The sequence below is a fragment of the Stenotrophomonas maltophilia genome (genome assembly GCF_047497515.2).
Taxonomy (GTDB): domain Bacteria; phylum Pseudomonadota; class Gammaproteobacteria; order Xanthomonadales; family Xanthomonadaceae; genus Stenotrophomonas.
Genome location: NZ_JAXAXL020000002.1, coordinates 540841 through 555347, shown reverse-complemented (window position 1 = coordinate 555347; position 14507 = coordinate 540841). Strand labels below are relative to the sequence as shown.

The following is a 14507-nucleotide window of genomic DNA, read 5'->3' as shown; positions in this document are numbered from 1 at the left end:
CGTGGATGCTCTTTGATCAATTGTCGAAATATTCGATTTGGATGGAGGTTCATCCACGCATGGCGTGGATCTACCGTGTCGACCAAGGTCGACACCTACCAACAGCGACCAGGATCTGTCAGAGGCGGGGCGGTGTCGGAGTGCGGGGTGCCAGCCGCATGGATGCGGCTGCCAAGCCCCCAGGGGTGAGGGCGCTTTGCTTGCGAAGCACTGCTTCGCAAGCGCCCGAACGCACAGCCGCCAGCGGCTGGGCCGGTCTGGGGGTTCACGGCGTCCCCGCACTCCGACACCGCCCCGCCATCCCACGGAATGCTGCTGCTGTTGCTGAGGTTGCCGGCCAGCGGCCGGCACTACCACGGGTGCAGGGCGCAGCCCTGCCGCCCCCTCAACGGCGGCGGCGCTTGCGGTCCACGTACAGGGTCTTGGCGATGCTCAGCACGATGCCGACCGCGATACCCACCACGCAGCCCAGCAGCAGGTTGTCGGCACCCAGGCCTACGCCCACGCCCACCACGGTGGCGATGACCATTTCAACGGTGTGGGATATCGGTTCGGGCTTCGGGGCGGACATGCAGGCTCCAGCGTCAGTTCGGTGCTTCGAAAGGGGCCGGTGGCCCGGAAACGACGAAGCCGGGTTGCCCCGGCCTCGTCTGGTGTCACGTGCGGCGGGCCGTCAGTGCGATTCGGCCGGGCCTGCGATCGGCGGCAGCGGACGGGCGTCGCCGCCCTTGTCGTTGCCACCATCCTTGTTCGACTTGTTCCAGCCGGCCGGCGGCGGCGGATCGCGGCCTTCCATGATGGCGTCGATCTGCGGCGCGTCGATGGTCTCGTACTGCAGCAGCAGCTGGGACATCGCGTGCAGCTTGTCGATGTTGGCCGTCATCAGCTCGGTGGTGCGTGCGTAGGCCTCGTCGAGGATGTTGCGCACTTCCTCGTCGATGCGGCGCGCGGTGTCGTTGGACACGCTCTTGTGCTGGGTGACCGAACGGCCCAGGAACACCTCGTCGTCCTCTTCGCCATAAGCGATCGGGCCGAGCTGGTCGGACAGGCCCCACTTGGTGACCATGTTGCGGGCCATCTTGGTGGCGCGCTCGATATCGTTGGACGCGCCGGTGGTGACCTTGTCGGCACCGAAGATCAGCTCCTCAGCGACACGGCCACCGTACAGCGAGCACAGCTGCGACTTGATCGCCACGCGGTTCATCGAGTACTTGTCGCCTTCCGGCAGGTACATGGTCACACCCAGCGCACGGCCGCGCGGAATGATGGTGACCTTGTAGACCGGATCGTGCTCGGGCACCAGGCGGCCGACAATGGCGTGGCCGGCTTCGTGGTAGGCGGTGAGGGTCTTCTCCTCCTCGCTCATGGCCATCGAGCGGCGCTCGGCACCCATCAGGATCTTGTCGCGGGCACGGTCGAAGTGGTCCATGCGGACTTCCTTCTCGTTGCCACGCGCGGCGAACAGCGCCGCCTCGTTGCAGAGGTTGGCCAGGTCGGCACCGGAGAAGCCCGGGGTACCACGCGCGATCACCATCGGCTCGACGTCGTCGGCCAACGGCAGCTTGCGCATGTGCACCTTCAGGATGTGCTCGCGGCCCTTCACGTCCGGCAGGCCCACCACGACCTGGCGGTCGAAGCGGCCTGGACGCAGCAGCGCCGGGTCCAGCACGTCCGGACGGTTGGTCGCGGCGATCACGATCACGCCTTCGCCACCCTCGAAGCCATCCATCTCGACCAGCAACTGGTTCAGGGTCTGCTCGCGCTCGTCGTGACCGCCGCCCAGGCCAGCACCACGATGGCGACCGACGGCGTCGATTTCATCGATGAAGATGATGCACGGCGCGTGCTTCTTGGCCTGCTCGAACATGTCACGCACACGGCTGGCGCCGACGCCGACGAACATTTCCACGAAGTCCGAACCGGAGATCGAGAAGAACGGCACCTTGGCTTCGCCAGCGATGGCCTTGGCCAGCAGCGTCTTGCCGGTACCCGGCGGGCCCACCATCAGCACGCCGCGCGGAATCTTGCCGCCCAGCTTGGTGAACTTGGAAGGATCACGCAGGAAGTCGACCAGTTCGCCCACTTCCTCCTTGGCCTCGTCACAGCCAGCGACGTCGGCGAAGGTGACCTTGATCTGGTCTTCGCCCTGCAGCTTGGCCCGCGACTTGCCGAAGGACATCGCGCCCTTGGCACCGCCGCCACCGCCCTGCATCTGGCGCATGATGAACAGCCAGAAGCCGATGATCAGGATGACCGGCAGGAAATTCATCAGGATCGCGCCGAGGGAAATGCCGCTGGACGGCTCCTCCTGCACGATTTCCACGTTCTTGGTACGCAGCACGTTGATCAGGTCACGATCGAACGGTGCAGTGATGGTGGACGACTGCCCACCACGGGTGGTGTAGGTCAGCTGGCTGGTGCCGCCGCGCATGTCGCCGCCGAAGGCGACCTTCTGCACGTTGCCGCTGTCCACCTGGTCCAGGAACTGCGAATACGACGCTCCCTGCGCCCCAGCCCCGGAGGTCTTGGGCGAAAAGCTCTGGAAGACCACCATCAGCACGACGGCGACGACCACCCATAGCAGGAGGTTCTTGGTCAAGTCGTTCATCCTCATTGGCTCCGGTGTTCCTCTTAGTGCTGGCGTTACGTTGGGGTCGAACTTGCGTACGTTGCGAGCTTACTTCATGTGGGCGCGTTTTCCCTGACCCAAGGCATACACCTCGGGAGAGCGCTTGCGCGACGCTTCCGGCTTGCGGATGGAGACCTTGTCGTACCGGCGGCGCATGTCGCGCACGTAGTCGTCAAAGCCCTCACCCTGGAACAGCTTGATCAGGAACGCCCCACCGGTCTTGAGGTGGTTGTCGGCAAAATCCAGCGCCAGCTCTGCCAGGTGCATCATCCGCGGCTGGTCGACCGCGCCCACACCACTCTTATTGGGGGCCATGTCCGACAGCACAAGGTCTACCGGCTGATCCCCGAGCATGGCTTCAAACTGCGATAGGACGGCTTCTTCCCTGAAGTCACCGTGAAGGAACTCGACGCCGGCCAGCGGCGGCATGTCCAGGATGTCCAGGGCCAGCACGCGACCGGTATAGCCGATTTGTCTCCGCACCTGCTGAGACCAGCCGCCCGGGGCCGCGCCGAGGTCGACCACCACCATGTGCGGCTTCAGCAACCGGTCACGTTCAAGCAGCTCTTCGAGCTTGTAGGCGGCGCGCGAGCGCATGCCTTCGGCCTGGGCCTTCTTCACGAAGGGGTCGGAGAAGTGTTCCTTGAGCCAGCGCTGGCTGCTTTTGCTGCGGGTAGCCATTGAAAATAGGGGCGGATGGGGTCCTCATGATACCCTGATCGCCCCATTCAACCGTGTTTTCCTGCATGTCCATCGCCCTGACCGCTTCCCAGACCCGTTTCCTGCGCGGCCAAGCCCACGACCTGAAGGCCCTGCTGCAGACCGGCGGCAAGGGCGTGACCCCGGCCTTCATCGCTGAGCTGAACGAAGTGCTGGAGCGCCACGAACTGGTCAAGGTGAAGGTCGCTGCCGAGGATCGCGAGGCCCGTGACGTGATGATCGGCGAGATCGTCGAAGCCACCGAAAGCGCACTGGTGCAGCGCATCGGCCACGTCGCCGTGCTGTACCGCCCGAGCAAGGAACAGCGCCAGATCGTGCTGCCGCGCGGCTGATCGCCCTACCGCCATGCAGCTGAACCACGAACCGCCTGATTACGCCTACAGCCTGCGCGCCGCCGACGGCCGCTCGGCACGGGTCAACGACCAGGTGCTGGGCAGCAGCTTCTTCCTGGCGCCGGACCAGCTGGTCGAGCACTGGCCGGTGAAGCAGGCCGCCGAGCTGCAGCCGGCCGACCTGGAGCCGATCCTGGCGCTGAACCCGGCACTGATCGTGCTCGGCACCGGTGACCGCCAGGTGTTCCCGCCCGCCGTGGTCATGGCCGCCTGTCTGTCGCGCGGCATCGGCCTGGAAGTGATGAACAATCCGGCCGCCGCGCGCACCTTCAACATCCTGGCCGCCGAAGGCCGCAAGGTCGCGGCCGCCTTCATCCTCGAAGGCTGAGTTCGGGTCGCCGGGTGCCCCCGGCGCTAGCTGCCGGAAGGTGTGCAGCGGAATGCCGAGAACGCCTTGAGCCGGCCAATCAGGTTACCCCCCTGCCCCCAGCGGATATCCATGACCTTCCAGTCCTGGTGCTGCCGCTGTAGCAGCACCCGGTCGGTCCAGCGATAGTCGCCCACGGCCATGTCGACGCGGATCCAGGTGGCGTCACCGCTCGAACCGGGCATCCCTACGGATATCGTTTCCGGTCGATCCGGTGCCATCAGGTACGGACTCTGGTCGAGCATGTGCGGCTTCTCATCGTGCGCGGCCAACGCACTGCAGGCCCGTTCGTAAGCGCGCTGGTCATCGATGGCGGCGCGCAACGCATCGCCCAGCAGCGGTGGAATGGCCGTTTCGCTTGAAGCCGGCGCCTGGATGGCGTCGTAGAGACGGGTGACCACGTCACGCGGATCGCTGGCGGCAGTCGCCAGTGGCGCGACGATGAGCAGCACGAGAAGGAATGCTGGGCGAGGCATGCGGCACCAGATTGGGCTGGGTGCGCTGAAGCATGCCGCTTCCCTCGCTTGCCGGGAAGCTTGAAATGCGACGTTCAAGGTCCCAAATGACCGCCCACAGCCGCCGACGGCGCCCAGCGAGTGACGCGTGGCTGACGCTAAAGGCCAGAAACGCCGGGCACGGCCCGGCGCTCCGCCCACTCCGCCTGCGCCTCAGCGCGCCGGCAGGTATTACTGCGGGTCCACCGGCTTGCCGTTGTAGCGGGTAAGCCGACGGCGTTTGCGGCACATGGGCCGCGCCGTCGGCGAACGCCCGGCGCGCTGCGCCGGGCCGGGGATCCGCCCATAGGACGAATCCACCTATCAGCGTGCCGGCAGATACTGCTGCGGGTCCACCGGCTTGCCGTTGTAGCGGGTAAGCCGACGGCGTTTGCGGCACATGGGCCGCGCCGTCGGCGAACGCCCGGCGCGCTGCGCCGGGCCGGGGATCCGCCCATAGGACGAATCCACCTATCAGCGCGCCGGCAGGTACTGCTGCGGGTCCACCGGCTTGCCGTTGTAGCGAATCTCGAAGTGGACCATGTCGCGGTTCGCGCCAGTACGGCCCATCTCGGCGATCTGCTCGCCCGCCTTCACGCTCTGGCCTTCATTCACCAGGCGCTTGCGGTTGTGGCCGTAAGCCGACAGCCACTGGTCACTGTGCTTGATGATGATCAGCTCACCGTAACCGACCAGGCCGGCACCGGAATACACCACCACGCCATTGGCCGTGGCCTTCACTGCCTGGCCGCTGGTGCCGGCGATGTCCACGCCCTGCTTGGTCGCGTCACCGGCCACATAGCGGCCGACGATTGCGCCATCGGCCGGCCAGCGCCAGGCGATGTTGCTCTTGACCGGTCCCACCGGCGCCGGCGCGGCACTGCCACCGCTGCTGCCACCGGAACGCGGCGGCGTCACCACCGTGGTCGGCGCACGACCACCACCTGCCCCCGCCGGATACAGGCGGATCACCTGCCCCGGATGGATGGTCGAGGGATTGTCCAGGTTGTTCCAGGCAATCAGGTCGGCCGGGGTGATGTCGTGGATGCGGGCCAGCGCATAGATGGTGTCGCCCTTGCGCACGACCACGGTCTGCCCGGGCTTGGGCACCGAGGTCTTCGGCGTGGTCACGCCCGTGCCGGCACTGCCGCTGCCGCCCGGGCGGACCACGGTGGCGGTGCCGCAGGCGGCCAGGGTGGAAACCAGCAACGCCAGCGCGCCGATGCGCACTCCCTTGCTCAGACGATCAGGACTCATGCGAACTTCGACCTCCATACAAGCCAGGCAATCAGCACCACCACCAACGCGGTGGCGATCCAGCCCAGCGGTTCAATCCAGCGACGCAGGGCCGCTTCGGCACGCGCACCACCGATACGGATGACCGCGGCCAGCACGAATACGCGTTTGCCACGACCGATCAGCATGCTCAACAGGTATTGCGGCATCGGTACACCGACGATACCCGATGCCCACGTGAAGACCTTCATCGGAATGGGCATGAAGCCGCCCAGCACCAGGAAGGTAAACACCGCCCACGGCGACTCGGCCATCTTGGCCTGCACGGTGGTGATGCCCTGCTCGATCGCCGGCAGCATGCCCAGCGCCTCGAACAGCGGCTTGATTGCCTCGAAGGCGAAGTGACCCAGCGCGTAGCCGACCACGGCACCGACCATCGACCCGGCCAGGCTGAGCGTGGCGAACCACCAGCCGCGCTTGGGCTGGGCCACGCACATCGGCGCCAGCATCACCTCCGGCATCACCGGGAAGATGATCGCTTCAAAGAAGCTCAGTACCGTCAGGTAGGTCGGCGCGCGTTCATGCGCCGCCCACTTCATCGCCCGCTCGTACAGCGGCCCGAAAATCTTCATGCAACCCTGCTCCGTGGATTAATCGAGCATGCCAGACAGCAGCGGCACGAACGTGACCGGCGCCAACACGCGTTGTTCGATGCTGCCGTCGGCCTTGCGGTCCAGTTGTACCAGCGACTGCCCGCTGGGCCCGCCCACCGGCGCCACCAGGCGGCCACCTTCGGCCAGCTGCCCGATCAGTTCATCGACCAGCGCCGGCGCCGCGGCGGTGACCACGATGGCATCGAACGGGCCATGCTCGGCCCAACCGGCGCGGCCATCATCATGCTTGGTGCGGATGTTCATGCCCAGCGCGCGGAAGCGCTTGCGCGCCTGCCGCAACAGGTCGCCAATGCGCTCGACCGTGTAGATCTCCAGGCCGAGCGCGCCGAGCACGGCAGCCTGGTAGCCGGAGCCGGTACCCACTTCCAGCACCTTCTTCGGCGATACCTGCAGCACTGCCTCGGTCATCCGCGCCACGACCCACGGCTGCGAAATGGTCTGGCCGTGGCCGATCGGCAGGGCGGTGTCTTCGTAGGCGCGTGACGCCAGCGCTTCGTCGATGAACAGATGGCGCGGCACCACCCGGATCGCATTCAAGGTCGACTCGTCGACGATCCCGGCCTCGCGCAGGCGGTCAACCAGGCGGTCACGCACGCGCTGCGAGGTCATGCCGATGCCGACGGCTTCCGGCTGCAGGCGCAGGCGTGGGCTCATGCCGGCCGGTCCAGTGCAGCGCTGAGGCCGCCGACCCAGCTGGCCACCTTCTCCAGGGCCTGGTAGCGGGTCAGGTCAACCTGGATCGGGGTGATCGAGATATGGCCGGTGCGTACCGCGTGGAAATCGGTGCCGGGGCCGGAGTCCTGCTCACGGCCGGCCGGGCCGATCCAGTACACCTCGTTGCCGCGCGGGTCCTTCTGCGCGATGCAGCCTTCGGCGCGATGGCGGTTGCCGAGCCGGGTGACTTCAAAGCCCTTGACCTCGTGCCACGGCAGGTCCGGCACGTTGACGTTGAGGATGGTGTCGGCCGGCAGCGGATCGGCCTTGAGCCGGGCGACGATCTCGACCGCGGCACGCGCGGCGGTCTCGAAATGCTTCGGATCATGGTTGCGGCTGACCAGCGAGACCGCCACCGCCGGCAGCCCGAGGAAGCGACCTTCCATCGCCGCCGAGACGGTGCCGGAATAGATCACGTCATCACCGAGGTTGGCGACATTGTTGATGCCGGACACGACAATATCGGGCTCGAATTCCAGCAGGCCGGTCAGCGCAAGATGCACGCAGTCGGTAGGCGTGCCGGCCACCGAAACGGTGTAATGGTCGATGCGCTTGAGGCGGATCGGCAGGTCCAGGGTGAGCGAATTGCTCGCGCCGGAGCGGTCGCGGTCGGGTGCGACCACCGTGACTTCGTGGCCTGCCTCGCGCAGGACCGAGGCCAGCATCCGGATGCCTGCGGCGTCGACGCCGTCGTCGTTACTGACCAGGATTCGCATCTTCGATTTAACCGCTTGATTTTCCAAGAATTCGATTCCGTCACCGTGCAGTGTGGGCGGGACCGCCGTACTCCCCTGCGGAAGCCGTCGACCCTGCAAGGGCATCGTCTATTGTGCCGCATGCGAGCCGCAGGTCCTACCCTGTCGGCGGTCACGGCCGACATCGAACCGTCATAGGCAGACCTGCGCTGGCGGTTTACCCTGTGCGCATGTCGCACCCTGAAGACGAAGATCCGGCCGCCTTGTTCCGTGCGGCCATCGGCGAAGTGACGCCGCTGCGCAAGGATGCCGAGCCGGCCCCGGCCGCGCCTCGGCCAAAGCCGCGCGCACGCATGGCCGAACGTGACGAGGCCGAAGCGGCTGGCGAATTCGCCCGGCTGCTGCGCGACAGCTCGCCGCTGGAAGCCGGCGACGTAGCCAGCTATCGGCGCGACAACCTGCCACCGCGCTTGTTCCAGCGGCTGAAGCGTGGCCAGTATTCGGTGCAGGACGAACTGGACCTGCATGGCGCCACCGCCGCGCAGGCCGAGTCGCTGCTGCGTCAGTTCCTGCTGGAGGCGCATGCGCACGAATATGGCTGCGTCCGTATCATCCACGGCAAGGGCCTGCAGTCCGATGGCGGCGCGCCGGTGCTGAAGAACCTGGTCGATCGCCATCTGCGCCTGCGCAACGACGTACTGGCGTTCCATTCGGCACCGGCCGGGCAAGGCGGTACCGGCGCGGTGCTGGTGTTGCTGGCACGGCGTTGAGGTAAACCATCCACGCATGGCGTGGATCTACTGAAGGCCCATCCACGCATGGCGTGGATCTACTCGGCCCATCCACGCATGGCGTGGATCTACTCGGCCCATCCACGCATGGCGTGGATCTACTGACGGCCCATCCACGCATGGCATGGATCTACTCGGCCCATCCACGCATGGCGTGGATCTACTGTGGCGAGCGGAGGAAAGTAGATCCACGCCATGCGTGGATGCTCTTCGCCTCCGCCGCCTTTTCTGCTCAGGCCTGCGAGGCGTCGTCGACCGGGCCGAGTTCGTGCAGCACCGCAGTGGCGTAGCAGCCCGGCGGCAGCGCGAACGACAGCTCCAGCACGTCATCGGCCAGCCACGCATGCTGCAGCAACGCCGGCCGCAGGCGCAGCGCGCGGCGCTCCTGCTTTAGGCGCGCGTCTTCCAGGCCGGCCCGCAGCGCCTTCGATTCCTCGTCATCCAGCGCGGCCAGCTCCAGCACGCGCGCAGCATCGGCACTGCGCAGCTCGCCCTCGCCCCACAGCGGTGCGCTGGGATGGATGTCGAAGCGCGCCAGGCGTTCGGCCAGCACATCGGTATAGGGCTCGGGGCCGAACACGCTGCGGCTGCCGTCCAGCATCCACACTTCGCCGTCCAGCGGCTGGTCCCAGCTGCCCTGCTCCACGCGCGCGGCCAGCACGCGGTTGAACAGTGCGGAACGGGCAGCCGACAACAGCAGCGATCGCTGGTCCTTGCGCATGCGACGGCCACCGAACATCGCCAAGGCTGCAGGCACGTTGCCGCCGTCGCGACCGAAGCGCTGCTCACCGAACCAGTTCGGCAGGCCTCGCTCGGCAATCTGCTGCAGGCGTTCGCTGATCGCTGCGCGATCCCCCTTCACGTCGCGCAGCACCAGCTTGAAGCGATTGCCGGCCAGTGCACCGCGCTGCAGCTTGCGGTTGTGCCAGGTGGCGTCAAGCACTTCGATCTCGTCACTGGCCAGCGCGGCGAGATCCGGCGCGATGCGCTTGGGCAGATGCACGCTGAAGCGCTGGGTGGTGACCGCGTGGCGATCCTTCATGCCGGCATAGCTGACCGCCATTTCCGGCAAACCGGCCCACGCCGCCAGCAGCTTGGCCACGTGCACGGTATTGGCACCGCGCTTGCGGATGTGCAGCAGCAGGTGCTCGCCTTCGCCGGTGGCCTCGAAGGCCGGCAATTCGTCAACCTGGAAATCTTCAGGGGTGCTGCGGATGCGTGCAGTGAGCAGTGGCGCGCCGAACGCCAACGGCAGCGGAATCATGCCGCCACCAGCAGCACCACCGCCTGTGCGGCGATGCCTTCACCGCGGCCGGTGAAGCCGAGCTTTTCCGAGGTGGTGGCCTTGACGCTGACCGCGTCCAGCGGCAGTTGCAGCAGCCCGCCGATGCGCTCGCGCATCGCCAGCGCATGCGGTCCGACCTTGGGTCGCTCGCAGATCACGGTGATGTCGGTGTTGCCGACGCGCCAGCCACGCTCGCGCAGCAGGCTGTCGCAGTGGCGCACGAAGTCGCTGCTGTCAGCGCCTTTCCAGCGATCGTCACTCGGCGGGAAGTGCTGGCCGATATCGCCCAGCGCCAGCGCACCGAGCATGGCATCGCACAGGGCATGCAGGATCACGTCACCATCGCTGTGGGCGAGCACGCCGCAGCTGTGCGGTACGTTCACGCCGCCGAGCATGATGTGATCGCCTTCACCGAAGGCATGGACGTCGTAGCCCTGGCCGATGCGGACGGGCGGGAACGGTGCGGTGCTCATGGATACAACCCTTGTTGCAGGGCCGCGCGGGCAATCAGCCGGCGCGGCGGGAAAGTACGAATTCGAACCGGTCCAGATCGGCCGGGGTGGTGACCTTGAAGTTGTCCTCGCTGCCTTCCACCAGCAGCGGGCGCTGGCCCTGGCGCTCCATGGCCATGGCCTCGTCGGTGACCTCGACACCGGCGGCCGCAGCCTCGGACAAGGCACGGCTGAGCTGGTGACGGCGGAACAACTGCGGGGTCAGCGCGCGCCACAGGCGTTCGCGCGGTTCGGTGCCATCGATGCCACCATCATCGCCCGCGCGCTTGAGCGTGTCGCGCACCGGCGCGGCCAGGATCGCGCCGACCGGATCGGCACGGCCGACCTCAAGCAGGCGACCGAGATCGGCCAGCGACAGGTTCGGACGCGCGGCATCGTGGACCAGCACGAACTCATCGGCGCGCACCGACTCCGGCAGCGCCTGCAACCCGGCCAGCACCGACGCGGCACGGGTCGCGCCGCCGATGCAGGTCAGCACCGGCTTGCCCGCCCACTCGGTCCAGCCCGGCCAGTCGGCGTCATCCTGCCCGACCACCACCATCGCCCCGGCCACGGCCGGATGCGCCAGCAGGGCGTCCAGGGTGTGGGCGAGCAGGATCTGCCCACCCGCCTGCAGGTATTGCTTGGGCAGCGGCGCGCCAAAGCGGGTGCCACGGCCGGCGGCTGGAACCACCACCCAGATCGCCGCGCTCACGGCACGTCCGCCGGATGGTCGGCGGCCTGGGCAGTGGTGCCTGCCGCAGATTGCGCCGGGGCAACCGGCGCATCTTCGACCACGCGGTAGAACTTCTCGCCGGGCTTGATCATGCCCAGCTCGCTGCGCGCGCGTTCCTCGATGGCGGACTGGCCTTCCTTGAGGTCCTTCACTTCGGCGGCAAGCGCATCGTTGCGCTGCTGCAGGCCCTCATTGTCCCGCTCCTGGTTGGCGACCTGGGCTTCGAGCATCATCACTTCACCCGAATTGCCCGGACCGAACCAGAAGCGGTACTGCAGCCAGCCCAGCAGCAGGGCCAGCACCAGCAGCATCCAGCGCCAGTCGCGCATCGGCTCAGCGCTTCAGCGAAACGAACGCGTCACGACCGGCGTAACGCGCGCCGGCGCCGAGGGCTTCCTCGATGCGCAGCAGCTGGTTGTACTTGGCCACGCGATCGCTGCGGCACAGCGAGCCGGTCTTGATCTGGGTGGCAGTAGTGGCCACCGCGATGTCGGCGATGGTGGTGTCTTCGGTTTCGCCCGAACGGTGCGAGACCACGGCGGCATAGCCGGCACGGTCGGCCATGGCGATCGCTTCCAGGGTTTCGCTGAGGGTGCCGATCTGGTTGACCTTGATCAGGATCGCGTTGGCGGTGCCCGAGTCGATGCCTTCCTGGAAGATCTTCGGGTTGGTCACGAACAGATCGTCACCGACCAGCTGCACCTTCTTGCCGATGCGGTCGGTCAGCAGCTTCCAGCCGGCCCAGTCGTTCTCGGCCAGGCCGTCTTCAATGGTGATGATCGGGTACTGCGCGGCCCAGTCGGCCAGGAAGTCGACGAACTGCTCGGAGGTCAGGCGCTTGTTCTCGCCGACCAGGTTGTACTTGCCGTTCTCGAAGAATTCGCTGGAGGCCACGTCCAGGCCCAGCAGCACATCTTCACCGGCGGTGTAGCCGGCCTTGCCGATGGCTTCGAGGATGGTGTCGAGCGCTTCGACGTTGCTGCGGAAGTCCGGCGCGAAGCCACCTTCATCGCCGACCGCCGTGCTCAGGCCGTGGCCCTTCAGCACAGACTTCAGCGAATGGAAGATCTCGGTACCGGCACGCAGCGCTTCGGAGAACGAGGTGAAGCCCACCGGCAGCACCATGAATTCCTGGAAGTCGACATTGTTGTCGGCATGCGCACCGCCGTTGATGATGTTCATCATCGGCACCGGCAGCGACGGGGTCACGCCGGTCTTGGCGGCCAGGTACTGCCATAGCGCCTGCTTGTTCGACGCGGCGGCGGCGTGCGCGGCAGCCATCGAAACACCCAGCAGCGCGTTCGCACCCAGGCGGCCCTTGTTCTCGGTGCCGTCGAGGTCGATCAGGCGACGGTCGAGGCCGGCCTGGTCGGTGGCTTCAAAACCCTTCAGCGCGTTGGCAATGGCGCCGTTGACGTTGTCGACCGCCTTGCGCACGCCCTTGCCCAGGTAACGGGTCTTGTCGCCGTCACGCAGCTCGACCGCTTCCTTGGTGCCGGTCGAGGCGCCGGAGGGAACCGCGGCACGACCGAACGAACCGTCCTCCAGGATGACTTCGGCTTCCAGCGTGGGGTTGCCACGGCTGTCGAGGATTTCACGGGCGTGGATGCTGCGGATCGTACTCATGGTCGGGCCGGTTACCTGTATGGAGAGGGGGCGACAAAACGAATGCCGCGTGATTATCCCCGGCTGCCCGCCACTTGCCAAATGGCCTGATCGGCATCAGCCCCAGCTGGACCCGATCACGATCAGGACCAGCGACAGCAGCATCACCAGCAACACACCGGCAATGGCTGCCCAGACGGGTCCACGCTGCCGTCGCCAGGCCAGCACCATCGCCACCAGGCTGCCGACGAACGACAGGCCGAGCATGACCAGAGCAGCCAGAATCCAGTACTGCATCGCCCGCATGCCGTGGTTGCCATCTCCCGGCGAGCCGAAGCTGGCCGCAAAGGCCAGCACGCCCAGCAGCAGGGAGGTCCAGGCGAGCACGGACAGCCCCAGCGCGATCAGGCCCCAGGGCCAACCGCGTGCCAACGCGTTCGTATTCATCAAAGGAGACCGTAGAACAATGCGCCCAGCCACAGCGACAGCAGGATGATCGCCAGGCCCGCCGCCACCTTGCCGCGATTCAGGCGCCAGGCCAGTACGGCGGACGCGACGCAGCCCACGGCACCCAGCAGCTCCGCCACCAGCAATGCGATGAAATATGCGCGCAGGTTGATCGCGCTGCCGCCATCACCGGGCGGCCGCACCGACGCGGCGCCGATCAGCACCAGGCCGAACATGCCCACCGTGAACAACACGGCCAGGCCCAGTGCAATCAGGCCCCACGGCCACTGTTTCCAGTGCCGGCGGCGGCGCTGGGTTTCCAGCGCCACCCACGGATCACGGCTCACGCGAAGCGCGAGAAGCCGTGCTTCTTGGTCACCGCGTCGAGCTCCATCAAGGTCTCGAGCAGCGCTTCCATCTGGTCCAGCGGCCACGCGTTGGGACCATCGGACAGGGCCTTGGACGGATCCGGATGGGTCTCGGCAAACAGGCCGGAGATGCCCACCGCCACCGCGGCACGGGCCAGCACCGGCACGTGCTCGCGCTGGCCGCCCGAACTGGTGCCCTGCCCGCCCGGCAGCTGCACCGAATGGGTGGCGTCGAACACCACCGGGCAGCCGGTGTCGCGCATCACGGCCAACGAACGCATGTCGCTGACCAGGTTGTTGTAGCCGAAGCTGGCACCGCGTTCGCAGACCATGATCTGCTCATTGCCGGTGGCCTTGGCCTTCTCCACGACCGGCTTCATGTCCCACGGCGCCAGGAACTGGCCCTTCTTGATGTTGACCGGCTTGCCGGCCGAGCACACCTTGCGGATGAAATCGGTCTGGCGGACCAGGAACGCCGGGGTCTGCAGCACGTCGACCACCGAGGCCACTTCGTCCATCGGGGTGTATTCGTGGACGTCGGTCAGCACCGGCACGCCGATCTGCTTCTTCACCTCGGCCAGCACCTTCAGGCCCTCTTCCATGCCCGGGCCGCGGAACGCAGTGCCCGAGGTGCGGTTGGCCTTGTCGAAGCTGGACTTGAAGATGAAGTTGACGCCGAGCCTGTCGGTGATCTCCTTCAGCTTGCCGGCGGTATCGAGCTGCAGCTGCATCGACTCGATCACGCAGGGGCCGGCGATCAGGAACAGGGGCTGGTCCAGCCCGACCTCGAATCCACACAGTTTCATGGCGTTTCCTTGTTGTCCGCGGCACCGGCCATGCCGGTGCGCTGGGGGTTGAAGCAG

The 14507-nt window shown here is 66.7% G+C and carries 19 protein-coding genes; 3 read left to right on the top strand and 16 right to left on the bottom strand.

All coding sequences use genetic code 11. The annotated features are described in order from the left end of the window. Nucleotides 1–385 precede the first annotated feature (385 nt). From ACMZPQ_RS06460 to rlmE, 3 genes are all read right to left on the bottom strand, one after another. Nucleotides 386–571: a hypothetical protein gene (locus ACMZPQ_RS06460; RefSeq protein ID WP_008265807.1), complete on the bottom strand. Its 186-nt coding sequence runs from the start codon at nucleotides 569–571 to the stop codon at nucleotides 386–388. A gap of 102 nt (nucleotides 572–673) precedes the next feature. Beyond that, on the bottom strand, nucleotides 674–2608 hold the full coding sequence (gene ftsH, locus ACMZPQ_RS06455; protein WP_049456576.1) for an ATP-dependent zinc metalloprotease FtsH: 1935 nt from the start codon (nucleotides 2606–2608) through the stop codon (nucleotides 674–676). Nucleotides 2609–2677: 69 nt separating this feature from the next. Further along, entirely contained in the window at nucleotides 2678–3310 is a 633-nt protein-coding gene (gene rlmE, locus ACMZPQ_RS06450) for a 23S rRNA (uridine(2552)-2'-O)-methyltransferase RlmE (RefSeq protein ID WP_197582950.1), read from the bottom strand. A gap of 65 nt (nucleotides 3311–3375) precedes the next feature. On the opposite strand from rlmE, the gene yhbY reads away from it, so the two are divergent. Then, a complete protein-coding gene (gene yhbY, locus ACMZPQ_RS06445; protein WP_197582949.1) occupies nucleotides 3376–3681 on the top strand; it encodes a ribosome assembly RNA-binding protein YhbY in 306 nt (101 codons plus the stop codon). A 13-nt stretch (nucleotides 3682–3694) separates the two neighbouring features. Further along, nucleotides 3695–4069, top strand: coding sequence for an MTH938/NDUFAF3 family protein (locus ACMZPQ_RS06440; protein WP_197582948.1), 375 nt, complete (start codon nucleotides 3695–3697; stop codon nucleotides 4067–4069). Nucleotides 4070–4095: 26 nt separating this feature from the next. Here ACMZPQ_RS06440 and ACMZPQ_RS06435 read toward each other — a convergent pair whose 3' ends face one another. The 5 genes from ACMZPQ_RS06435 to surE form a co-directional block, all read right to left on the bottom strand. Next, a complete protein-coding gene (locus ACMZPQ_RS06435) occupies nucleotides 4096–4584 on the bottom strand; it encodes a YqhG/Tai3 family protein (RefSeq protein WP_197582947.1) in 489 nt (162 codons plus the stop codon). Between the two features lie 492 nt (nucleotides 4585–5076). Next, nucleotides 5077–5859, bottom strand: coding sequence for a peptidoglycan DD-metalloendopeptidase family protein (locus tag ACMZPQ_RS06430; RefSeq protein WP_197582946.1), 783 nt, complete (start codon nucleotides 5857–5859; stop codon nucleotides 5077–5079). Beyond that, on the bottom strand, nucleotides 5856–6470 hold the full coding sequence (locus ACMZPQ_RS06425; RefSeq protein WP_004152860.1) for a YqaA family protein: 615 nt from the start codon (nucleotides 6468–6470) through the stop codon (nucleotides 5856–5858). The genes ACMZPQ_RS06430 and ACMZPQ_RS06425 overlap by 4 nt, the downstream gene beginning before the upstream one ends. Before the next feature lie 18 nt (nucleotides 6471–6488). Continuing rightward, on the bottom strand, nucleotides 6489–7166 hold the full coding sequence (locus tag ACMZPQ_RS06420) for a protein-L-isoaspartate(D-aspartate) O-methyltransferase (protein WP_197582945.1): 678 nt from the start codon (nucleotides 7164–7166) through the stop codon (nucleotides 6489–6491). Then, complete coding sequence (gene surE / locus ACMZPQ_RS06415; RefSeq protein ID WP_197582944.1) at nucleotides 7163–7942, bottom strand: 5'/3'-nucleotidase SurE; 780 nt, start codon at nucleotides 7940–7942, stop codon at nucleotides 7163–7165. Before surE ends, ACMZPQ_RS06420 begins: the two co-directional genes overlap by 4 nt. Nucleotides 7943–8151: 209 nt before the next feature. Here surE and ACMZPQ_RS06410 point away from each other — a divergent pair, with 209 nt between their 5' ends. After that, nucleotides 8152–8691 (top strand): Smr/MutS family protein, encoded by a 540-nt coding sequence (locus ACMZPQ_RS06410; protein ID WP_008267381.1) that lies wholly within the window; start codon nucleotides 8152–8154, stop codon nucleotides 8689–8691. Between the two features lie 253 nt (nucleotides 8692–8944). Here ACMZPQ_RS06410 and truD read toward each other — a convergent pair whose 3' ends face one another. From truD to kdsA, 8 genes are all read right to left on the bottom strand, one after another. Continuing rightward, entirely contained in the window at nucleotides 8945–9976 is a 1032-nt protein-coding gene (gene truD, locus ACMZPQ_RS06405; protein WP_197582943.1) for a tRNA pseudouridine(13) synthase TruD, read from the bottom strand. After that, nucleotides 9973–10470 (bottom strand): 2-C-methyl-D-erythritol 2,4-cyclodiphosphate synthase, encoded by a 498-nt coding sequence (gene ispF / locus ACMZPQ_RS06400; RefSeq protein ID WP_005409005.1) that lies wholly within the window; start codon nucleotides 10468–10470, stop codon nucleotides 9973–9975. Before ispF ends, truD begins: the two co-directional genes overlap by 4 nt. Before the next feature lie 34 nt (nucleotides 10471–10504). Further along, entirely contained in the window at nucleotides 10505–11203 is a 699-nt protein-coding gene (gene ispD / locus ACMZPQ_RS06395) for a 2-C-methyl-D-erythritol 4-phosphate cytidylyltransferase (protein ID WP_053449344.1), read from the bottom strand. Then, nucleotides 11200–11553, bottom strand: coding sequence for a cell division protein FtsB (gene ftsB / locus ACMZPQ_RS06390; RefSeq protein WP_197582942.1), 354 nt, complete (start codon nucleotides 11551–11553; stop codon nucleotides 11200–11202). Before ftsB ends, ispD begins: the two co-directional genes overlap by 4 nt. Before the next feature lie 4 nt (nucleotides 11554–11557). Further along, a complete protein-coding gene (gene eno, locus ACMZPQ_RS06385) occupies nucleotides 11558–12850 on the bottom strand; it encodes a phosphopyruvate hydratase (RefSeq protein ID WP_197582941.1) in 1293 nt (430 codons plus the stop codon). 96 nt (nucleotides 12851–12946) lie between these two features. Then, complete coding sequence (locus ACMZPQ_RS06380) at nucleotides 12947–13276, bottom strand: hypothetical protein (RefSeq protein ID WP_197582940.1); 330 nt, start codon at nucleotides 13274–13276, stop codon at nucleotides 12947–12949. Beyond that, the gene (locus ACMZPQ_RS06375; RefSeq protein ID WP_197582939.1) at nucleotides 13276–13623 is read right to left on the bottom strand and encodes a hypothetical protein; all 348 of its coding nucleotides are present in this window, start codon (nucleotides 13621–13623) and stop codon (nucleotides 13276–13278) included. The genes ACMZPQ_RS06380 and ACMZPQ_RS06375 overlap by 1 nt, the downstream gene beginning before the upstream one ends. Further along, nucleotides 13620–14450, bottom strand: a complete 831-nt coding sequence (gene kdsA, locus ACMZPQ_RS06370) for a 3-deoxy-8-phosphooctulonate synthase (protein WP_006431480.1) — start codon at nucleotides 14448–14450, stop codon at nucleotides 13620–13622. Before kdsA ends, ACMZPQ_RS06375 begins: the two co-directional genes overlap by 4 nt. Between the last annotated feature and the right edge of the window lie 57 nt (nucleotides 14451–14507).